The sequence below is a fragment of the Nitratireductor sp. WH36-1 genome (genome assembly GCF_058725515.1).
Genome location: NZ_CM178970.1, coordinates 3,653,653 through 3,674,545, shown reverse-complemented (window position 1 = coordinate 3,674,545; position 20,893 = coordinate 3,653,653). Strand labels below are relative to the sequence as shown.

Below are 20,893 nucleotides of genomic sequence, written 5' to 3'. Positions count from 1 at the left end.
TTTCCGTGTGTCGGGTGTTGCCCCCAAAGGCCGTCAGTAGACGGCCTTGTAACGGGCGCAGCGCTCTGCCTGATCGAGATCAGCCGTCTGGTCGATCTCGCCGCGCTTGTGCTTCACATAGGTTTCCACCGCCTCGCTGCCGAGCCACTGCGCGACCAGCTCATTGGCGGAAAGCCGGTCAAGCGCCTCGTCGAGCGACTGCGGCAGGCGCACGAAGCCGCGCTTTGACAGCGCGTCGGGGGAAAGGAGGGACAGGTCTTCTTCGGTGACCTGCGGGGCGGCGAGGCCTTCCTCGATGCCCTGTGCACCCGCATGGGCGAGGGCGGCGAGCACCAGATAGGGGGAGGCTGCGGCATCGGCTGCGCGATACTCGAAATTGTACTGTTTTGCGGCGCTGTCGGGGCTGGCGCTCGTGACCGGGCAGATGCGCACGGCGGCCTCGCGGTCGTGATAGCCCAGATTGTTGAAGGCCGCGCTCCAGCGATGCGGCGTGAGGCGCAGATAGGAGATGGCAGACGGCGCGGTGAGCGCGATGATGCTGTCCATGTATTTCAGGATGCCGGCGATGAAGGAGCCGGTCTTTTCCGACATGCCCCATTGCGCATCGGGGTCGTAGGTGGCGGGCGCGCCGTTCTCGTCGATGAAGCTCATATGCACATGGACGCCATTGCCGACGCCGGCGGGATCGCAGATCGGCGCGAAGGTGACCGGGTGGCCCATGCGCTCGGCGACGAGGCGGGTGACGGCGCGCACCTTGATGGCCGTGTCGGCGGCGGTGACGCCGAGATCGGGACCGTTGGTGACCTCGAACTGGTCTGCGCCATACTCTTTCAGGAACGTGTCGGGCTTGACGCCCGCCAGCTCCAGCGCGGCCATGACGGTTTCGCCGAAGGCGCGGTGATTGGCGAAGCTGGCAAGGCCGAAGGCTTCGCCGGGGCCGGGCGGCGTTTCGCGGGTCTGGAATTCATGCTCGAACGCGGCGATGAGGCGGAGCCCCGAGACATCTTCGAGCCGCTTGAGGGCCTGTTTCAGGATCGAGCGCGTGCAGCAGCTCCAGGGCGTGCCTTCAAGGTCGAGAATGTCGCCCAGAACGAAGCGTTCCACCGGGCCGCCATCTTCCAGATCAAGCGTCACGGCAGTGTCTGCATCGGGCACGAGGATCAGGTCGCCGAAGGAGCCGAAGGGGCTGTCGGCGATGGCGTCGAAACAGGTGATCTGCACATTGGTGGGCGTCCAGCCGACACCCTGCCGGAAGCGCTTTTCCATTTCCTTCAGGGGGAACGCCTTGCCGCGCGTCACGCCGGAGAAGTCCGAAGTGGCGGCGAACATGAGAGGATTACTGATCATCGTCGCGTGCTCCATGATCGAAGCGGAGCGAGTCCCAGGCTTCGATGCGTTTGCGGGTTTTGTCCCAGTTGGTTTCGGCGATGCGGGTGAGCATGGCCTCCATCAGCACCATCGCGCCGGCGTAGCTGTCCCAGACAGTGCCGCTTTCGATGGGCGTGGCGAAAACTTCGTTGGCGTGGTTGGCGGCGGGTGACATCCACTTGTCGGTGAGGACGACGATCTGGACGCCGCTCTCTTCGCGGGCAAGGCGCGCCAGCTCTGAAAGCTTGCGCTGGTAGCGGCGGAAATCGACCACGAACAGCACGTCTTTCGAGCGCATGCGCAGCAGATATTCCGGCCACACTTCCGGGTCTGCCGGCAGGTGGAAGACGCCGCTTCTGACCTGGCGGAGATGGCGTGACACATAGAGCGCGATTGCATCGCTGATGCGTCCGCCGATGAGGTAGATGTTGCGCTTTTCATCGCCCAGAAGCGCACAGACGCGCTCGAACTGGGCGCTTGTCGTGGCCGATGCCGAGGCGGAAATGAGATTGACCGCGCGGGCCACGAAATCTTCCAGAAAGTCGCCCTGTATGGCGCGGTCGCCCACATGCAGATCCAGCGGCGAGCGGTTCGACTGCCGGATCTCGTCGATCAGATGACGCTGGAAATCCTGATAGCCGTGAAAGCCCAGTTTCGTGACGAAACGCGAGATGGATGGCGGAGACGTCTTGGTCTTCTTCGCCAGGTCCTGGATCGTGTCGAGGCCCGCATAGGGGTAGTCGAGCAACAGCGCGGTGCACAGCTTCCGTTCGGTCGCCGTGAGCTCGCTCGACAGGTTCTCCAACCGTTGTCTGACTTGCATTGATCTCCTCCAAGGCGAACAGACGATTTTGAAAATCATAAGTCAATATGAAAATTTTTGGTTGACTGTGAAAAAATAATATCAAAGCTAAAGGGCAGGGGAGCAAGAGGGGAGTTCATGTTCACGTCATCGCGCCAGCACTTCATTGCCGCCGCTCTCGCCATCGTTGTTCTGGCGGTGGCGGGCGTTGTGATCGCCGGTCTTTTCGGCGCTGCCGCTGAGCGCGTGCTCACGGTTTTCTTCATCTCGCTCATCGCCGTTACGGGCATTGGCGTCTACAGCGGAAACAGCGGTATCCTGAGTTTCGGCCATTTGGCCTTCATGGGCATCGGCGCTTATGTGTCGGGCCTTTTGACGCTGCCGGCGGGGCTGAAAATGGCGACGCTGCGCGGGCTGCCCGACTGGCTCGCGGCAACCGAACTCTCGCTTGTTCCGGCCATCATCGTCGCCGTTCTGGTAACGGCGATCATCGCGCTTCTGATTGGCATCGCCATCGGCCGGCTGGAAGGCTCGGCGGCGTCCATCGCAACGCTTGGCCTTCTGGTGATCGTGCATGGCGTGATCATCGGCTGGCGCGACGTGACGCGGGGCGCGCAGTCCTTCTTCGGCGTGCCGCGCGACACCACGCTTCTGGTGGCGGCGGTGGCCTGCGTGATCGCGCTGATCGCGGCGCGCTGGTATCGCGACTCCCTGTCTGGTCTGCGCCTGAGAGCCGGTCGCGAGAACGCGATTGCGGCCAAGGCCGTCGGCATCAACGTGCAGCGCGAGCGGCTCATCGCATGGGTTCTGAGTGCCGCAATCATGGCGCTTTCGGGCGCGCTGATCGCCCATTTTCTCGGTGCGTTCAGCCCCAAGAAATTCTATTTCCACGACACGTTCCTGCTTCTGGCGATGCTGATCGTCGGCGGCATGACGACGGTGACCGGTGCGATCTCCGGCACCATTCTGATCACGGTCATCACCGAGATCCTGCGGCGCTTTGAAAGCGGCATGAGCATTGGCGGTTTCGAACTGCCGGCGGTGTTCGGCACGACGCAGATCGGCATCGGCCTGCTCATCCTGTTCGCCATGTTCCGCATGTCGGAAGGCGTGATGGGGCTGAAGGAGTGGGAGGAGCGCGTCTTCCCCTACAAGCCGAAGCGCGGCAGGGCCGAGGCGCTTGCAAAACGCCACAGCGACGACCGGCTGAAAGTCGACCATGTGGCGATGCAGTTCGGTGGTCTGCGCGCGGTCGACGATGTGAGCATTGCCGTCAATCCGGGCGAGATTCTCGGCCTGATCGGGCCGAACGGTTCTGGCAAGACGACGCTCCTGAACATCATCTCCGGCGTGTTGAAACCGACCGAGGGAGATGTCGTTCTGGGTGACCGCTCGATCACAGGCGTGGCCCCGGAGAAGATCGCCGATTACGGCATTGCGCGCACGTTCCAGAACATTCGCCTGTTCCCGACGCTGACCGTTTACCAGAACGTGCTTGCGGCAGCGCTTTCCACCCATGGCGGAAAGAATGCGGAAGAGCGCACGGGCGCGGCACTGGCGCGGCTGGGCATCGATGAGCGCGCCGGCGAGGATGCGGGAACGCTGTCCTATGGCGAGCAGCGCCGGGTGGAAATTGCCCGGGCGCTGGCCTGTGAGCCGACGCTGCTTCTGCTCGATGAACCGGCTGCCGGCATGAACCGCGAAGAGACCGACGATCTGATCGACCGGCTGAAAGTGCTGTCGGCGGATCTGGGGCTCGGCGTGGTGCTGGTGGATCACGACCTCAAGCTGATCAACGAATTGTGCGACCGCATCGTCGTGCTCAACGAAGGCCGGCTCATCGCGGATGGCGCGCCAGCGGAAATCCGCGAAAATCCGGCGGTCATCGAAGCTTATCTGGGGCCGGGCAAGACCGCCTGATCGAAACGAACGAAAAAAGAAAAAAGGGAACTGACATGAACAAGCTGCTCATATCCACGCTTCTCGCCAGCGCCATGGCGCTTCCGGCGGCTGCCGAAACGCTGCGCGTTGGCGTCGCCACGGCGCAGACCGGTGCGCTCGCGCCGTTCGACACGCCGGTGATCGACGGCATTCACATCGCGGTCGACGAGATCAACGCTGCTGGCGGCATTGACGGCAAGATCAAGATCGAGCTTCTGGAAAAGGACGTGCGCTCCGACGCCGCGCAGACCTCCATCGCCACCCAGGAACTGGTGGATGAGGGTGTCTCCGTGATCGTGCTGCCGTGTGACGCCGACCCGTCGCTGGCGGCCATCGGCGTCGTGACCGATGCGCAGATCCCGGCGATCTCCACCTGCGCATCCTCGCCGACGCTGCCGCAGATCGGCGGCGACTACATGTTCGCCAACTTCCCCGGCGACAATGTGCAGGCGACCGTTTCGGCCAAATGGGCCTATGACGAGGGCCACCGCAGCGCCTACATCATCTATTCGCCCGACACGCAGTACACGACCATGCCGCTCTATTTCGCGGAAGTGTTCGAGAAGCTCGGCGGCAAGATGCTGGGCGAGGACACGCACACGATCGGCCAGCAGGATTTTTCAGCGATTGCAACGCGTATCGCGGCGCTCGACCCGCAACCCGATGTCATCATGACCTCGACCTATGAGCCGGACTTCCCCTCCATGCTGAAGGCGCTGCGCGCAGCCGGCGTGGAAAGCCAGATGATCGGTTCCGACGGCATCGACAGCCCGACCACTTTCTCGCTTGGCGCGGTGGCCGAAGGCCTCGTCTTCACCACGGCTGGTCACCCGACCGAGGGCAGCGAGCTGGAAGCCTTCAACAAGAAGTTCGAAGAGGTGAACGGCGAGGCCCCGCAGACCGTGTTCAACGCGGTTGGCTACGATCTGGTGAAGGTGCTGGAAGCGGCCGTGATCGCGGCAGACGGTTCCACCGATGCGAACACGCTGCGTGACGCCATTGCCAATCTGGAGAACGTGCAGGGCGCGACCAGCACGATCACCTACAAGGGCACCAACGGCATGCCGCTGCGCTCGGTGAGCCTGATCCGCGTCAAGGACGGTGAGCGTGAGCTTATCGGCCAGCCGACGCCGGATGCTTCGCTCATCCCCGAACCCCGCGTTCAGTGAGGTAGGGCTCGTGTCTGCGCTGTTGTCCGTCCAGTCACTCCAGGTGCAATACGGCGCCGTTCAGGCGGTGCGCGGTATCGACCTGGATGTGCATGAAGGTGAAATCATCGCGCTTCTGGGCGCCAATGGCGCGGGCAAGTCCTCCACGCTCAACGCGCTGGTCGGCCTTGCGCCGGCGAGCGGGGGCAAGATTGTCTTTTCGGGGCAGGACGTGACCGGCAGCGCGCCGGAGCGTTTCACCTCGCTGGGCATGACGCTGTCGCCCGAGGGGCGGCGCGTCTTCGGCACGCTGAGCGTGCAGGAGAACCTGCTCATGGGCGCTTATTCGATGCGGGACAAGGCGGCGGTGAAAGCCGCCTGGGAGCGGGTCTTCGATCTGTTCCCGATCCTGCATGAGCGCCGTGAGCAGTTTGCTGGAACGCTGTCAGGCGGCCAGCAGCAGATGCTGGCCGTTGGCCGCGCGTTGATGAGCAATCCGCGTCTTCTATTGCTTGACGAACCGTCGCTGGGGCTCGCGCCGAAGATTGTCGAGCAGATTTTCGAGTTGATCACCGTTCTGCGCAAGCAGGGCGTGACGCTGATGGTCGTCGAACAGAATGTGTCGATGGCGCTCGAAATCGCGGATCGTGGATACGTGATGGCCAGCGGCCGCATCGCTGCTTCCGGCACCGCTGCGGAACTGCGCGATTCCGAAACGCTGCAAGCTGCCTATCTGGGGGCCGAGTAATGGATCTGTTTCTACAGCAAACCGTCAATGCCTTTGCATTGGGCGGTACCTATGCGCTGCTGGCGCTGGGCCTTGCCATGGTCTTCTCGACCATGGGGCTGATCAACTTCGCCCATGGCGAGCTGATGACCATCGCCGGCTATATCCTGATGGCCTGCGGGCTGGCCGGCGTTCCGTTCGCCTTCTCCATTCTGCTGGCGATTGCGGCGGCGGTGCTGGCCGCCGTGGTGATGGAGCGCATTGCCTTCCGGCCGGTCAGAAACGCCTCCGGCGCGACCATGCTGGTAACCAGTTTCGCGGTCTCGATGATCCTGCAGGTTCTGTTCCAGAACTTCATTTCCGCCCGCTCGCAGGCCGTTCTGGTGCCGGAAATCCTGTCTGAAAGCGTGCGCTTCGGAGGGCTGGTGATCGGCGTCAACAAGATTGCGGCCATCGCCACCACCATCGTCATGCTGATCTTCCTCGACCGCTTCATGAAGCATCACCGCATCGGCATCGCCATGCGGGCGGCAGCCGAGGATTTCTCGGTGGCGCGCCTCATGGGCATCCGCGCCAACACGGTGATTGCCGGCGCGTTCGCGCTGTCGGGCTTCCTGGCCGGCGTTGCCGCCGTGCTGTGGGTGAGCCAGCGCGCTTCGGTCGATCCGCTGATGGGCTTCACGCCCGTTCTCAAGGCCTTCATCGCGGCCATTCTGGGCGGCCTCGGCTCGCTGCGCGGTGCGGTGGCCGGCGGTTTCCTTCTGGGCTTCATCGAGATCTACCTGGCTGCCTACCTGCCTGCCGGCATGCAGGAGTTCCGTGATCCGATCGCCCTTTGCCTGGTCGTTCTCGTGCTGATCTTCCGCCCGAACGGCCTTATCCCCTCGCCAGCCCTCAAGGCGGAGAAAGTATGAGCCTTCACACATCTGTCGGAGAGAGCGGTCGGCTTCTGTCGTCGCTCGACCCGAACCCGGTCACCATTATCAATCAGGAAAGCAGCTTTCCGGTGCTGCTGGTCTGCGAGCATGCGGGCAAGACGGTGCCGGCAGCCCTGAACGGGCTCGGCCTCTCGGACGATGCGCGCGAGGCGCATATCGGCTGGGACATCGGTGCGGCCGCCGTTACGCGGCTGATGGCCGAACAGCTCGGCGCGCCGGCAGTGTTTCAGAGCTACAGCCGGCTGGTGATCGACTGCAACCGCCCGCCGGAAGCGCCCGACGCGATGCCGGAGGTAAGCGATGGCGTGATCGTGCCGGGCAACCGCTCCTTGAGCGATGAGGCGCGCGCCCACCGCACGCGCGAGATTTTCGAGCCGTTCAATGCGGCGGTGACGATGATGCGCGAAGCGCCGCACTGCCGGGCGATCCTGTCGATCCACAGTTTCAACCCGCAGCTTCAGGATGGCGTGCCGCGCCCCTGGGAAATCAGCTTTCTCTATCGCAAGGACGTGCACACTTCCGAGCGCCTGCGCCAGCTCGTTCTGGAAAACGCGCCGGACATGACGGTGGGCATGAACGAGCCCTACACGATTGACGACGAGTCGGACTGGTTCGTACCGCGCCATGGCGAGCTGAGCGGTCTGCCGCACAGCCTGATTGAAATTCGCAATGATCTCATCTCAGATGCCGTCGGACAGGCGCAGTGGGCAAAGCTCATGACCGCCGTCGTGCATCGCTTCGTAACGGAGTTACAGGAATGGAACTGACGCGCAACGTTCCCATCGAGCCGGGCCAGGCAGCGATCCTCTATGTGGATGTGCAGAATTTCAGCGCCCACAGGAAAGGGGCGGAATTCGCCGATCTCGACGAGAAGACGTTTGAGGAAAAATACCGCTGGTATTTCGACCGGCTCGACGCAGACGTGATCCCGCGCATGCAGGAGCTGCAGGCGGCCTGCCGCAGCGCCGGCGTGGAGGTGATGTACACCACCATCGAAAGCCTGACGCTGGACGGGCGCGACCGCAGCCTCGACTACAAGATCACCGGCTTCAACGTGGCCAAGGGCTCCTGGGACGGCAAGGTGATCGACCAGATCGCGCCGGGCGAAGACGAGATCGTCTTGCCGAAATCCTCTTCGTCGGTCTTCGTCTCGACCCATATCGACTACATTTTGCGCAATCTTGGCGTGAAGCAGCTCATCATCTGCGGGCTGATCACCGATCAGTGCGTGGAGAGCGCCATTCGCGACGCCTGCGATCTGGGCTATCTGGTGACGCAGGTGACGGATGCCTGCCTGACCTACAGCCAGGAGCGGCACGACAATTCGCTGCGCACCATCAAGGGCTATTGCCGGCAGGTGACGACGGCGGAGCTGATCGCGGAACTGAAGTCGAAAGCTGTGTGACGTTTCGCCCGGGCGGCTTGCGAACGGGGCCGCATCGTGAAACGGATAGCGGCATCGGGCCGGGCAGGCATGGGTGGATGACAGGTCTGCCGCCCGGTCCAGATCGTTCCTGTGCGTCCGGGTGGATGCAGGACGATCCAGAGCTGCGCTTGGGAGATTAGGGCGAATGACTGCAATTCTCGACACGGTTCCGCGCTTTTCCGAGGAAGAGGTGCGCCGGCTTCTGCTGGATGTGTATGGCATCGAAGGCGCGCTTTCGGCGCTGGAAAGCGAGCGGGACCAGAATGTCCGGGTGAAGACGCCGGAAGGCGCGTTCATCTTCAAGATCATCAATGCGGCTGAACCCGCCCTGGAAAGCGATTTCCAGACGGCGCTCCTGCAGCACATGGCCCGGCACGCGCCCGACCTGCCCGTGCCGGCGCTCCTGCCGACCTTGAAAGGCGAGGCGCTTGGCGAGGCGGTTTCCGCCAGTGGCGGAACGCACCGGCTGCGGCTTGTCAGCTGGATCGAGGGCATGCCGCTTGCCGAGGCGCCGCGCAGCGAGGCGGCCATGGAGAGCCTCGGCGAACTGCTCGGCCGGTTCAACAATGCGCTCAACGGTTTCATGCATCCCGGCGCGGTGCGCCCGCTGGACTGGGATCTGCGCCTTGCCGGCAACAGCCGCGCGCGGCTGGACAAGATCCGGGATGCGGATGACCGCGCGCTGGCAGAGCGCTTCATCGACCGTTTCGAAGCCGATGTTCTGCCACGGCTCTCCTGCCTGCGCGGCGGGGTGATCCACAACGACGCCAATGACTGGAATGTGCTGGTCGATCCGGCGGATCACACGAAGATCTGCGGCCTGATCGATTTCGGCGATGCGCTCTACAGCGCGCTGATCTGCGAAGTGGCCATTGCCGGCGCATACGGCGCGCTTGACTGCGACGACCCGCTGGGGGCCATCGGCGCGCTGGCGGCCGGTTTCCATGCGCAGTATCCGCTGCGTGAAGAAGAGGTCGACCTTTTGTTCGATCTTGTCGCCATGCGGCTCGTCACCTCGGTGACGATTTCGGCCAGCCGCCAGTCGGAAGTGGCCGACAATCCCTATCTCGCGGTGAGCGAAAAGCCCGCATGGGACCTGCTGCGCCGGCTCGGCGCAATGGACCCGCGTTTCGCCACGGCCATTCTGCGCAATGCCTGCGGCTTCGAGGCGATGCCCGGCGCGCGCGCGGTGAAGGGCTGGCTGGCGGACAACCGCCGCAATTTCGCGCCGGTGCTGGTGCGCGCGGCGGCGAGCTATCCGACCGCCCATGTGCCGCTTGGCGATCAGAGCGACCCAATTGCCATCGCCTCGGCTGAAGAGCGGCCGGACGAGGCGCAGGCGCTCTGGGAAGACGCGGTGGGCGACGCGACGCGCATTCTGGGCATCGGCCCATGGGGCGAGGAGCGCGGCGTCTACACCAGCGAGATTTTCGAATCCCGCCTGATCGCCGGCGAGCGCCGCAGGCGCCATCTGGGGCTCGATCTTTTCCTGCCGGCGGGAGCCGCGCTTTATGCGCCGCTTGCCGGCACGGTGAAGGAAGTGGGCGTGGAGGCCGCGCGGCTTGGCTATGGCGCGGTGATGGTGCTGGAGCATGAGCCGGAAGACGGCCCGGCCTTCCTGTCGCTGTGGGGGCATCTTGCCCATGAGGTTGCGGACCGTCTGAAGGTGGGCGACCGGGTCGAGGCCGGCGCGTTTCTGGCCCATATGGGCGGGCCGAAGGAAAATGGCGGCTGGATGCCCCATCTGCACCTGCAGATTTCCTGCGACACGACGATGAGCGCCGACGACATTCTGGGCGTCGGCGAGACGCGCTATCTGGAAACGTGGGGGGAACTGTTCCCCGACGCCAGCGACTTTGCCGGGCTTGTGGCGGTTGATGCGGGGCGGCTTTCCAAGGCCGAGATCGTGGAGAAGCGTCAGTCGCTGCTCCTGCCGAACCTGTCGATTTCCTATGAGGAGCCGATCAAGTTCGTGAAGGGCGAGGGCGTGTGGCTGATCGATGACCGGGGCCGCGCCTATCTCGATTGCTTCAACAATGTCTGCCATCTGGGCCACTGCCACCCGGCGGTGGTGGAGGCGCTCGCCACACAGGCGGCGACGCTGAACACCAATACGCGCTATCTGCACGACAACATCGTCGCCTATGCGGAGCGGCTGACGGCGACCATGCCGAAGGAGCTGGGCATTGCGGCCTTCGTGAATTCGGGCTCGGAGGCAAACAGTCTGGCGCTGCGCATGATGCGGGCGCATACGGGCCGGGAGAACGCCATCGTTCTCGACTGGTCCTATCACGGCACGACGCAGGAGCTGATCGATCTCAGCCCCTACAAGTTCCGCCGCAAGGGCGGGCATGGCCCCAGGCCGCATGTTCACGTGGCCGACCTGCCGGACGCCTATCGCGCGCCGGCCGACTGGCCGCAGGAGGAGCTGGCGAAGCGCTTTGCCGCCAGCGTGGGCGAGCAGATCGACGCCATGGCGGCCAAGGGCGAGGCTCCGGGCTTCTTCATTGCCGAATCCATCCCGAGCGTTGCCGGGCAGGTGTTCATGCCGGAAGGCTATCTGGACGAGGTGTACAGCATGGTGCGCGCGGCAGGCGGCATCTGCATTGCCGACGAGGTGCAGGTGGGCTTTGGACGCATCGGCAGCCACTGGTGGGCATTCGAGACGCAGGGCGTGGTGCCGGACATCGCAACGGTGGGCAAGCCCATTGGCAATGGTCACCCCATGGGCGCGCTGGTGGTGCGCCGGGAGATCGCGGAATCCTTCCAGAACGGCATGGAGTATTTCAATACGTTCGGCGGCAACCCGGTTTCCTGCGCGGTGGGGCTTGCGGTGATCGACACGATCGAGCGCGACGGCCTGCGGGAGAACGCGGCGGCAATCGGCGATTATCTGAAAGCCGGCTTTGCCGAACTCCAGACGCGTTACCCCGTGATCGGCGATGTGCGCGGCATGGGCCTGTTCCTCGGCATCGAACTGGTGGAAGACCGTGAGAGCAAGGTTCCGGCCACGGCGACGGCGCGCGCCATCTGCAACGAGGCGCGGGCGCGGGGCGTTCTGATGGGCACCGAAGGGCCGCATGACAATGTGCTGAAGATGCGCCCCTCGATGATCTTCTCCAGGGCCAATGCGGACCATCTGCTCGGCGTTCTGGAAGAAAGTTTCGAGGCGGTGGCCAAGATCTGACCGGGTCTGACCGGGCCTGACAGGGCCTGCGAAAAGGCATGGATGCGACGCTGGACCGCGATATGATCAACGGACCTGCATGTTGACATAAAGATATCTTTATGTGATGCAGGTCCATTGTCGTATCAAGGATGAAAAGCGTCGCACATGCCGTCTATCGATGAACTGTTTGGGCCGGTCGGCGAAAAGCCGGACGGATCGGAAATCTTCGCCGCGCTGAACAAGGCCGCGCGCGAGCGCATTCTCATCCTCGACGGCGCGATGGGCACGCAGATCCAGGGCCTGGGTTTCAACGAGGATCATTTCCGCGGCGACCGCTTCACCGGCTGCGCCTGCCACCAGCAGGGCAACAATGATCTGCTCAACCTGACGCAGCCCAAGGCCATCGAGGAAGAGCACTTCCGCTATGCGATGGCGGGCGCGGACATTCTCGAGACGAACACCTTTTCTTCCACGACCATCGCCCAGGCCGATTACGGCATGGAAGACATGGTCTATGAGCTGAACCGCGACGGTGCGCGGCTTGCCCGCCGCGCGGCGATCCGCGCCGAGCAGAAGGACGGCGTGCGCCGCTTCGTGGCCGGTGCGCTCGGGCCGACCAACCGCACCGCCTCCATCTCGCCGGACGTCAACAATCCCGGCTACCGCGCCGTGACTTTCGACGATCTGCGCGTCGCCTATGGCGAACAGCTGCGCGGGCTGCTCGATGGCGGCACGGACATCGTGCTGATCGAAACCATCTTTGACACGCTGAACGCCAAGGCGGCGATCTTCGCATGCGAGGAAATCTTCGCAGAGCGCGGCGTGCGCTTGCCGGTGATGATCTCCGGCACGATCACCGACCTTTCCGGACGCACGCTTTCCGGCCAGACGCCGACGGCCTTCTGGCATTCGGTGCGGCACGCCAAGCCGCTCACCATCGGTCTGAACTGCGCGCTGGGCGCTGCGGCCATGCGCCCGCATCTGGCGGAGCTTTCGGGCGTGGCCGACACGCTGATCTGCGCCTATCCGAACGCCGGTCTTCCGAACGCCTTCGGCCAGTATGACGAAAGCCCGGAGACCATGGCTGCGCAGGTCGAGGAGTTTGCGCGCGAGGGGCTGATCAACGTGGTCGGCGGCTGCTGTGGCTCGACGCCGGAGCACATTGCCGCAATCCGCGACGCGGTGGCCAGGCACGCGCCGCGCAGCATACCCGAACGTGCGCCGCAGATGCGCCTTTCGGGGCTCGAGCCCTTCACGCTGACCGACGACATTCCCTTCGTCAATGTGGGCGAGCGCACCAATGTCACGGGCTCGGCAAAGTTCCGCAAGCTCATCACCGCCGGTGATTACGCGACCGCTCTGGATGTCGCGCGCAACCAGGTGGAAGGCGGCGCGCAGATCATCGACATCAACATGGATGAGGGCCTGATCGACTCCAAGAAGGCGATGATCGAGTTCCTCAACCTGGTGGCGGCCGAACCCGATATCGCGCGTGTGCCGGTGATGATCGACTCCTCCAAATGGGAGGTGATCGAGGCTGGCCTGAAATGCGTGCAGGGCAAGGCCGTGGTGAACTCCATCTCGCTCAAGGAAGGCGAGGAGTCGTTCCTGCATCAGGCCAATCTGTGCCGCATGTATGGCGCGGCGATGGTCGTGATGGCCTTTGACGAAACCGGTCAGGCCGACACGGAAGCGCGCAAGGTGGAAATCTGCACCCGCGCCTACAGGCTTCTGACCGAGAAGGCCGGTGTCGCTCCCGAAGACATCATCTTCGATCCGAATGTGTTCGCGATCGCGACCGGTATCGAGGAGCACGACAATTACGGTGTCGACTTCATCGAGGCGACGCGCGAGATCATTCGCACCCTGCCGCATGTCCATATCTCGGGCGGCGTGTCGAACCTTTCCTTCTCGTTCCGCGGCAACGAGCCCGTGCGCGAGGCAATGCACGCGGTGTTCCTCTATCACGCCATTCAGGCGGGCATGGATATGGGCATCGTCAATGCCGGTCAGCTGGCTGTCTACGATGCCATCGATGCCGAGCTGCGCGAGGCCTGTGAGGATGTGGTTCTGAACCGCACGCCGAAGGCCGGCGGCACGGCGACGGAGCGCATGCTGGAGATTGCCGAGCGTTTTCGCGGCACTGGCGGGCGCGAGGCCAAGGAAAAGGACCTTTCCTGGCGTGAGCTGCCGGTCGAGAAGCGGCTGGAACATGCGCTGGTCAACGGCATAACAGAATATATTGACGCGGACACCGAGGAAGCGCGGCTGAACGCCGAGCGCCCGCTGCACGTGATCGAAGGGCCGCTGATGGCCGGCATGAACGTGGTCGGCGACCTGTTCGGCGCAGGCAAGATGTTCCTGCCGCAGGTGGTGAAATCCGCCCGCGTGATGAAGCAGGCCGTGGCCGTTCTGCTCCCCTATATGGAGGAGGAGAAGAAGGCCAATGGCGGCGGCGAACGCCAGAGCGCCGGCAAGATCCTGATGGCCACGGTGAAGGGCGATGTGCACGACATCGGCAAGAACATCGTCGGCGTGGTTCTCGCCTGCAACAATTACGAGATCGTCGATCTCGGCGTGATGGTGCCGGCGGCAAAGATCCTCGAGACCGCGCGCGAAGAGAAGGTCGACATTATCGGGCTTTCCGGCCTGATCACCCCGTCGCTTGACGAGATGGTGCATGTGGCAGCCGAAATGGAGCGCGAAGGGTTCGACATCCCGCTTCTGATCGGCGGTGCGACGACCAGCCGTGTTCACACGGCGGTGAAGATCCATCCGAGCTATGATCGCGGGCAGGCGGTTCACGTGAACGATGCGAGCCGTGCGGTGGGCGTGGTCTCGAACCTGCTTTCGCCGGACGCGCGTGGCGGCTATATCGATGGCGTGCGCGAGGAATATCGCAAGGTGACCGAGGCGCATGAGCGCTCCGAGCGCGAGAAGCAGCGTCTGCCGATCGCAAGGGCGCGCGCCAATCCGCACCGGATCGACTGGGCGGACTACACGCCGCCGCAGCCCGCCTTCACCGGCACGAAAGTGTTCGAAAGCTGGGATCTTGAGGAGCTGGCGCGCTACATCGACTGGACGCCGTTCTTCCAGACCTGGGAACTGAAGGGGCGTTACCCCAAAATTCTCGAGGACGAGAAGCAGGGCGAGGCGGCGCGGCAGCTCTTTGCCGATGCGCAGGCCATGCTGAAGAAGATCATCGACGAGAAGTGGTTCGCACCGCGCGCAGTGGTGGGCTTCTGGCCGGCCAATGCGGTTGGCGATGATGTGCGGCTCTTCACGGATGAAACCCGCGAAGAAGAGCTTGAGACCTTCTTCACCCTGCGCCAGCAGCTTACCAAGCGCGGCGGCAAGCCGAATGTCGCGCTGTCGGACTTCGTTGCGCCGGTGGACAGCGGCAAGCCGGACTGGATCGGCGGGTTCGTCGTGACGGCGGGCATCGAGGAAGTGGCGATTGCCGAGCGCTTCGAGCGGGCAAATGACGACTACAACTCGATCCTCGTGAAGGCGCTGGCCGACCGGTTTGCGGAAGCCTTTGCCGAGCGCATGCATGAGAAGGTGCGCAAGGAGTTCTGGGGTTATGCGGGCGACGAAAACTACACGCCTGAAGAGCTGATTGCCGAGCCGTATCTCGGCATCCGCCCGGCTCCGGGCTACCCGGCGCAACCCGACCACACCGAGAAGGTGACGCTGTTCAGGCTTCTGGATGCGGAGAAGAATTCGGGTGTGCAACTGACCGAAAGCATGGCCATGTGGCCGGGCTCGTCGGTCTCGGGCCTCTACCTGTCGCATCCCGAAAGCTATTATTTCGGCGTTGCCAAGGTCGAGCGCGACCAGGTGGAAGACTATGCCGCGCGCAAGGGCATGGCCGTGGGGGATGTGGAGCGCTGGCTCGGGCCGGTTCTCAACTATCTGCCGGCCTCCTACACGGAAGCCGCCGAATAGGGCCTATTCGCGGACGGGTGCGGCGCAGACGCGCGAGCGGGTGAGAAAGCGTTTTTCGCGCCCGTTATCGAGCGAAAACATGCCGCCGCGCCCCGGCACCACGTCGATGATCAGGTCGGTGTGTTTCCACGCCTCGAACTGCGATGCGCTGATGAACACCGGCGTGTCGCCGATATGGCCCAGAAGCACGTCCTGATCGCCGACGATGAAATCGCCGCGCGGGTAGCACATGGGTGAAGATCCATCGCAGCAGCCGCCCGACTGGTGAAAGAGGACGGGGCCGTGATCGGCGATGATCTCGTCCAGAAGCGCACGCGCTTCGGGCGTTGCAGAAACCTTGTCATGTCTGGCTTTGTTGGACATGGGTCTGGCGCTGTTGCACATGGGGAAGCTCCATCGAAGCGGATGCCTTCCCCCGCGAACGGGGAAAGGCCAGTCTGACGCCGGCGAAAGCCGGCTTTCCTTTTATCAGAAGAAGCCCAGCTTTTGGGGGCTGTAGCTGACCAGCATGTTCTTGGTCTGCTGGTAGTGGTCGAGCATCATCTTGTGCGTTTCGCGGCCGATGCCGGACTGTTTGTAGCCGCCGAAGGCCGCATGGGCCGGATAGGCGTGGTAGCAATTGGTCCACACGCGGCCCGCCTGAATGCCCCGGCCAAAGCGGTAGAGACGGTTTGCGTCTCGGCTCCAGATGCCTGCGCCCAGGCCGTAGAGCGTGTCATTGGCGATTTCCATGGCCTCGGCATCGTCCTTGAAGGTCGTGACCGAAACGACGGGGCCAAAAATCTCTTCCTGGAAGACGCGCATCTTGTTGTGGCCCTTGAAGACCGTCGGCTTGACGTAGTAGCCGCCGGCCAGATCGCCGGGCAGATGCGCCTGCTCGCCGCCGGTCAGCACTTCCGCGCCTTCCTGCCTGCCGATGTCGATGTAGCTCAGGATCTTCTCAAGCTGCTCGGAGGATGCCTGCGCGCCGATCATGGTGGCCGGGTCGAGCGGGTCGCCCTGCACGATCTGCTCCACGCGCTTCAGGGCGCGCTCCATGAACGCGTCATAGATCTCCTCGTGGATGAGGGCGCGGCTCGGGCAGGTGCAGACCTCGCCCTGGTTGAGCGCGAACATGACGAAGCCCTCGATGGCCTTGTCGAAGAAGTCGTCATCCTCGGCGGTGACATCCTTGAAGAAGATGTTGGGCGACTTGCCGCCAAGCTCCAGCGTGACCGGGATCAGGTTCTGGCTGGCATACTGCATGATGAGCCGGCCGGTCGTGGTTTCGCCGGTGAAGGCGATCTTGGCGATGCGGTTGGAGGATGCGAGCGGTTTGCCGGCTTCAAGGCCGAAACCGTTGACGATGTTCAGAACGCCTTCCGGCAGAATGTCGCCGATGAGATCGGCCCACAGCATGATCGAGGCCGGGGTCTGCTCGGCGGGCTTCAGCACCACGCAATTGCCGGCGGCGAGCGCAGGCGCGAGCTTCCAGCAGGCCATGAGAAGCGGGAAGTTCCACGGGATGATCTGGCCGACCACGCCCAGCGGCTCATGGAAATGATAGGCGACGGTATCGTCGTCGATCTGCGAGATGGAGCCTTCCTGGCTGCGAAGGACGCCGGCAAAGTAGCGGAAATGATCGATGGCGAGCGGTACGTCGGCTGCGGTCGTTTCGCGGATCGGCTTGCCATTGTCCCAGGTTTCCGCGCGCGCCAGAAGCTCGAGGTTTTCTTCCATCCGGTCGGCGATGCGGTTGAGCATGAGGGCGCGTTCTGCCGGGCTGGTGCGGCCCCAGGCGTCCTTGGCCTTGTGGGCGGCGTCGAGCGCCAGCTCCACGTCGGCTGCGTCGGAGCGGGCGATTTCGCCCAGCGGCTGGCCGGTGACCGGCGAGGTGTTTTCGAAATAGCGCCCGGATTTCGGCGCGACCCATGCGCCGCCGATGAAATTGTCATAACGCTTTGCGAAGGGCGCTTTCGCGCTGCGTGCGAATTCAACCTTGTTCATGAAATCCTCCCGAATTCAAACCGCGTCATGCGGCATGAAGGGAAGGGTAGGCGCGGGTTTTCCGGTGCGGCAGAGGGGGAAGAGCGGGGGCGTGCGTCACCTGTCTCAGATCTGCGACAGGTGACGCATCAAAACATCCCGGAAGGCGCTAATGGGTGCGGCCGACGCCGAGCCTGGCCATCTTGCGATGCATGGTGGCGCGGGAAATGCCGAGCTGGCGCGCAGCCTCGGAAACATTGCCGCCGGCGCTGACAAGCGCGCGCTGAAGGGCGCTGCGCTCGGCCCCGGCAAGGCCGGGCGACGCGGTCTGCGGGCCGCCCAGCACGTCGCATGCGGGCAGTGGATTGGCAAGCGGGCCGGGCGGGAGGTCGAGAAGCGCGCGGGCCGTGCGGGTTGCACCGATCACCAGATCGTCGCCGTCGACCGCGATGAGGGCGGACGGGTCCGCCGCCGGCAGGAGCATGATGCGCGCCTGAGGATAGGCGAGGCGAAACGCTTCCGCCTCGATGCGGCGGGCGGCATCGCTGGCCGCGGTGGCGATGAGACTGACAAAGCCGTCGGTCAAGTCGGCGCGGCAGGAAGAAACGTCGAGCGCGCCCGCCAGATGGCCCTCATGATCGTAGACCGGCGCGGTGGTGCAGGAGAGAAGCGTGTTGCGGGAGTGGAAGTGCTGGTCGCGGTGGATTGTCAGCGTGCGGCGCTCCACGAGGCAGGTGCCGATGCCATTGGTGCCTTCGCTTTGCTCGCTCCAGACCGTGCCGGTCCAAAGCCCCCACTGGCGGAAGGTCTCGTCATCGCCCGGCGTGCCGCGCCGTTCCATCAGAATGCCCTGCCGGTCGGCCAGAACCACACAGCAGCCGGAGCTGCCGACGGCGAGGAAAAGCTGGTCGAGCGGGGTTTGCGCGGAGCGGAGAAGCGGTTCGAGCCGTGCGCGGGCGGCCGCCAGTTCAGCATCGGAAATGCGTTCCGGGTTGCGGCGTTCGGCCGGGTCGAGCCGATGGAGCCGGCAGGAGCGCTGCCACGACGCCACGAGCGCGGACTTGGCCGAGCGATTGGAATCGACCGCCGCCAGAACCCTGTCCGCATGATACGACAGACTGCGTCCATCCATGGCTTTCCTCCCCATGGTTTGCCTGCCACTGCCAGCCAGCGCCTCCACGCTGTCTTGGCTCCCGGCCTCCCGGGCCGTCTGACAGTGTCTTTCAGTCAGTCTCTTTGCTGGAGCGGATCTGTCAATAGACCATTGGATGAGATGCGGTGCGGGCGATGCTGAATACTCGAACCGCTACTTCCTCTGGCTGACCCGGGCGATAAATAAGTCCAAAAGAAAGATGATGATGACGCAGAGGCCGACAGCTTCCGCAATATGAATTGCAGCCTGCGCATTGGAATAGCGCGGGCAAAAAAACGCGGTGTTCACCACCCAGAAAAATGAAAACAACACACCCCAACAGATCACCGCGATTGCGATGATCTCGATCACTCGTCCCATAGGGCCCCCACCCGAAATTACGTAGCGGCAACCTATTTAGAAATTTTCTTTCGTCAACGGTTTATTCTTAGCCGGCTCGAAATAGTTGCAGAAATGCACTGATTTCGCGCTTCTTGCCGGTCGTGAAGCCTTTAAACGCGATAACTGGTTGCCGTTTAACGGTCTTCCCCGTCCTGCCAGTCTTTTGGCAGGTTGGGCTCCTGGACCAGCGGCGCGAGCAGCACTTTTCCGTAAATGGGCGCATGGCGTTTGCGCTGGTCGGGATCTTCCTTGAAGGAGAGCGCGTATTGCCCGATCTGGTGGAAATAGGTCAGCCGGGCGCGCACAAGGCTCTCCTCCGGCCCGTATCCCATGGCGCGAAAGGCGCGTTGCAGGAGCGTGATGCGCAGGTCGTCCATGCGGGCGACTTCCTGACCGAGCGCTTTCGAGGTGCGCGACCAGTCACGCACGGCGAGATCCAGAAGCGGGCTGAAAGGGTCTTCATCCACCCAGATGTGAACGATCTCCGTGAAGAACTGCAGCCCGTCGACATCGGTGATGTCGCGCTTGGCCTCGAAGGGCGCGCAATTGGCGCGACGCCATTCGTTCAAAAGCTCTTCGTGGAGATCCTTTAGGCTGGAAAAGTGGAAATAGAAGCTGCCGCGCGTGACCTTGAAGTGGCGGGCGAGGCGGTCGATCTTGACCTCGGCTATGCCCCGCTTTTCCAGAACCTTGCGCGCCGCCCTGGCCCAGGCTTCACGGGACAGCGTCTGGCGCGATGACGTCTTCTTGTCCTTTGCGGATTTCGATGCCTTCTTCTGCGCCACGGGCTGCCTCCACTTCTGGTGCGCATTCACGCGCTGTTGTTCTGGGAACCTGCTGGTCTCTTTCCTGTCGAACGGCTTTCGCTAACAGAAGTTGCGGGGCCGGTCATCCGTAAACTCTAAAGTGGTCTGCGCACCCCGTTGGGTGCGCAGCGCCATCGTGCATTGCCGCAATTGCGTCAGGGCAGGGCGCTGATGCGCTCCAGCATGAGGTCGAAGAACGGAGCCGGATCGATCCGACGCAGCACATTGACGTTTTTCGGCTTGCCGGTGACGTGCCACCAGTCGACCACCGTCATGCCAATGGTCTCGGACGAGGAGATGTCGACCGTGACATAGCACTCGCGCTGCTCATAGGCCTGCGGAACGAGCAGATAGCCGGTGACGCAGGCATCGTGGATCGGCCGCGCCTTGGTCGGGAATTTGTGATCGCCATACTGGCAGAAGAAACCGGCCATGTTGGCGGCCTCGAGTGCGGCGCGGCTGCCGGTGGCGCCCAGCGTTTCGAGCCATTCCGGCGTCATCTGTGCGGTGTAGGTGCAGTCGATGGGGGCCATGGTGACGGGTGCGCCCGAGTGGAACACCTTGTGGGCCGCATGCGGGTCGACGAAGATGTTGAACTCGGCTGCCGGCGTGGCGTTGCCGCCCTCGAAGAAGCCGCCGCCCATCAGCACGACTTCGCGGATGCGGGGGATGATGCGCGGCTCCATGGTCATGGCCATGGCGAGGTTCGTCATCGGCCCGAGCGTGCAGACGGTGATCTCGCCTTCGGGCGCGTCCATGATCGTGCGAACCATCCAGTTGACGGCGTGCTCGTCCTGCACCGGCGTCGTCGGCTCGGGGAGTTCGGCGCCGTCCAGCCCGGTTTCACCGTGGACATATTCCGCCGTCATCAGAGGCTTCACCATCGGTCCGGGGCAGCCTGCGAAGACCGGCACGTCGGGGCGGCCTGCAAGTTCCACAACTTTGAGCGCGTTCTTGGTGGTGAGCGAAAGGGGCACATTGCCGCCAACGGTCGTGATGCCAACCACTTCGAGTTCTTCCGGGGAACCCAGGGCGAACAGGATCGCGAAGGCGTCGTCCTGCCCCGGGTCGGTATCGATGATGATCTTACGTGGCGCCATGTCGGTTCCCATTTCCGTCTG

16 protein-coding genes are annotated in these 20,893 nt (G+C 63.6%); 8 read left to right on the top strand and 8 right to left on the bottom strand.

What is annotated here, in order from left to right; translation table 11 throughout:
• Positions 1 to 33 precede the first annotated feature (33 nt).
• Positions 34 to 1,347 carry a glutamine synthetase family protein gene (locus tag AC4PTT_RS17625; protein ID WP_245447748.1) on the bottom strand — a complete coding sequence of 438 codons (1,314 nt, stop codon included), beginning with the start codon at positions 1,345 to 1,347 and terminating at the stop codon, positions 34 to 36.
• Positions 1,337 to 2,191, bottom strand: coding sequence for a MurR/RpiR family transcriptional regulator (locus tag AC4PTT_RS17620; protein WP_113154127.1), 855 nt, complete (start codon positions 2,189 to 2,191; stop codon positions 1,337 to 1,339). Before AC4PTT_RS17620 ends, AC4PTT_RS17625 begins: the two co-directional genes overlap by 11 nt.
• Positions 2,192 to 2,308: 117 nt before the next feature.
• Between AC4PTT_RS17620 and AC4PTT_RS17615 the strand changes: the two genes are divergently transcribed.
• The 8 genes from AC4PTT_RS17615 to metH all read left to right on the top strand — a co-directional run bounded on the left by AC4PTT_RS17615 (position 2,309) and on the right by metH (position 15,467).
• Positions 2,309 to 4,090, top strand: a complete 1,782-nt coding sequence (locus AC4PTT_RS17615; protein ID WP_113154128.1) for a branched-chain amino acid ABC transporter ATP-binding protein/permease — start codon at positions 2,309 to 2,311, stop codon at positions 4,088 to 4,090.
• 35 nt (positions 4,091 to 4,125) lie between these two features.
• A complete protein-coding gene (locus AC4PTT_RS17610; protein WP_113154129.1) occupies positions 4,126 to 5,280 on the top strand; it encodes an ABC transporter substrate-binding protein in 1,155 nt (384 codons plus the stop codon).
• A 19-nt stretch (positions 5,281 to 5,299) separates the two neighbouring features.
• Positions 5,300 to 6,007 (top strand): ABC transporter ATP-binding protein, encoded by a 708-nt coding sequence (locus AC4PTT_RS17605; protein ID WP_492162622.1) that lies wholly within the window; start codon positions 5,300 to 5,302, stop codon positions 6,005 to 6,007.
• Entirely contained in the window at positions 6,007 to 6,900 is an 894-nt protein-coding gene (locus AC4PTT_RS17600) for a branched-chain amino acid ABC transporter permease (RefSeq protein WP_113154131.1), read from the top strand. Before AC4PTT_RS17605 ends, AC4PTT_RS17600 begins: the two co-directional genes overlap by 1 nt.
• Positions 6,897 to 7,691, top strand: coding sequence for an N-formylglutamate amidohydrolase (locus AC4PTT_RS17595; protein WP_492161765.1), 795 nt, complete (start codon positions 6,897 to 6,899; stop codon positions 7,689 to 7,691). The genes AC4PTT_RS17600 and AC4PTT_RS17595 overlap by 4 nt, the downstream gene beginning before the upstream one ends.
• A complete protein-coding gene (locus AC4PTT_RS17590) occupies positions 7,682 to 8,329 on the top strand; it encodes a cysteine hydrolase family protein (protein WP_113154133.1) in 648 nt (215 codons plus the stop codon). Before AC4PTT_RS17595 ends, AC4PTT_RS17590 begins: the two co-directional genes overlap by 10 nt.
• Before the next feature lie 166 nt (positions 8,330 to 8,495).
• A complete protein-coding gene (locus tag AC4PTT_RS17585; RefSeq protein ID WP_492161764.1) occupies positions 8,496 to 11,537 on the top strand; it encodes an aminotransferase class III-fold pyridoxal phosphate-dependent enzyme in 3,042 nt (1,013 codons plus the stop codon).
• Positions 11,538 to 11,684: 147 nt separating this feature from the next.
• Positions 11,685 to 15,467, top strand: coding sequence for a methionine synthase (gene metH, locus AC4PTT_RS17580; RefSeq protein WP_492161763.1), 3,783 nt, complete (start codon positions 11,685 to 11,687; stop codon positions 15,465 to 15,467).
• A 3-nt stretch (positions 15,468 to 15,470) separates the two neighbouring features.
• Here metH and AC4PTT_RS17575 read toward each other — a convergent pair whose 3' ends face one another.
• The 6 genes from AC4PTT_RS17575 to AC4PTT_RS17550 all read right to left on the bottom strand — a co-directional run bounded on the left by AC4PTT_RS17575 (position 15,471) and on the right by AC4PTT_RS17550 (position 20,872).
• Positions 15,471 to 15,830: a DUF779 domain-containing protein gene (locus tag AC4PTT_RS17575; protein ID WP_113156161.1), complete on the bottom strand. Its 360-nt coding sequence runs from the start codon at positions 15,828 to 15,830 to the stop codon at positions 15,471 to 15,473.
• A gap of 105 nt (positions 15,831 to 15,935) precedes the next feature.
• Positions 15,936 to 17,453 (bottom strand): aldehyde dehydrogenase, encoded by a 1,518-nt coding sequence (gene adh, locus AC4PTT_RS17570; RefSeq protein WP_492161762.1) that lies wholly within the window; start codon positions 17,451 to 17,453, stop codon positions 15,936 to 15,938.
• A gap of 148 nt (positions 17,454 to 17,601) precedes the next feature.
• Positions 17,602 to 18,564 (bottom strand): helix-turn-helix domain-containing protein, encoded by a 963-nt coding sequence (locus AC4PTT_RS17565; RefSeq protein ID WP_206554304.1) that lies wholly within the window; start codon positions 18,562 to 18,564, stop codon positions 17,602 to 17,604.
• 174 nt (positions 18,565 to 18,738) lie between these two features.
• Positions 18,739 to 18,936 (bottom strand): hypothetical protein, encoded by a 198-nt coding sequence (locus AC4PTT_RS17560; protein ID WP_113154138.1) that lies wholly within the window; start codon positions 18,934 to 18,936, stop codon positions 18,739 to 18,741.
• 164 nt (positions 18,937 to 19,100) lie between these two features.
• On the bottom strand, positions 19,101 to 19,751 hold the full coding sequence (locus tag AC4PTT_RS17555; protein ID WP_113156162.1) for a TetR/AcrR family transcriptional regulator: 651 nt from the start codon (positions 19,749 to 19,751) through the stop codon (positions 19,101 to 19,103).
• A 176-nt stretch (positions 19,752 to 19,927) separates the two neighbouring features.
• Positions 19,928 to 20,872 (bottom strand): nucleoside hydrolase, encoded by a 945-nt coding sequence (locus tag AC4PTT_RS17550; protein WP_113156163.1) that lies wholly within the window; start codon positions 20,870 to 20,872, stop codon positions 19,928 to 19,930.
• Positions 20,873 to 20,893 lie beyond the last annotated feature (21 nt).

Bases quoted from the DNA above. Each gene is read 5' to 3' on its own strand.
- AC4PTT_RS17625 (WP_245447748.1), bottom strand. From the start codon at position 1,347: ATGATCAGTAATCCTCTCATGTTCGCCGCCACTTCGGACTTCTCCGGC.
- AC4PTT_RS17620 (WP_113154127.1), bottom strand. From the start codon at position 2,191: ATGCAAGTCAGACAACGGTTGGAGAACCTGTCGAGCGAGCTCACGGCG.
- AC4PTT_RS17615 (WP_113154128.1), top strand. From the start codon at position 2,309: ATGTTCACGTCATCGCGCCAGCACTTCATTGCCGCCGCTCTCGCCATC.
- AC4PTT_RS17610 (WP_113154129.1), top strand. From the start codon at position 4,126: ATGAACAAGCTGCTCATATCCACGCTTCTCGCCAGCGCCATGGCGCTT.
- AC4PTT_RS17600 (WP_113154131.1), top strand. From the start codon at position 6,007: ATGGATCTGTTTCTACAGCAAACCGTCAATGCCTTTGCATTGGGCGGT.
- AC4PTT_RS17595 (WP_492161765.1), top strand. From the start codon at position 6,897: ATGAGCCTTCACACATCTGTCGGAGAGAGCGGTCGGCTTCTGTCGTCG.
- AC4PTT_RS17590 (WP_113154133.1), top strand. From the start codon at position 7,682: ATGGAACTGACGCGCAACGTTCCCATCGAGCCGGGCCAGGCAGCGATC.
- AC4PTT_RS17585 (WP_492161764.1), top strand. From the start codon at position 8,496: ATGACTGCAATTCTCGACACGGTTCCGCGCTTTTCCGAGGAAGAGGTG.
- metH (WP_492161763.1), top strand. From the start codon at position 11,685: ATGCCGTCTATCGATGAACTGTTTGGGCCGGTCGGCGAAAAGCCGGAC.
- AC4PTT_RS17575 (WP_113156161.1), bottom strand. From the start codon at position 15,830: ATGTCCAACAAAGCCAGACATGACAAGGTTTCTGCAACGCCCGAAGCG.
- adh (WP_492161762.1), bottom strand. From the start codon at position 17,453: ATGAACAAGGTTGAATTCGCACGCAGCGCGAAAGCGCCCTTCGCAAAG.
- AC4PTT_RS17565 (WP_206554304.1), bottom strand. From the start codon at position 18,564: ATGGATGGACGCAGTCTGTCGTATCATGCGGACAGGGTTCTGGCGGCG.
- AC4PTT_RS17550 (WP_113156163.1), bottom strand. From the start codon at position 20,872: ATGGCGCCACGTAAGATCATCATCGATACCGACCCGGGGCAGGACGAC.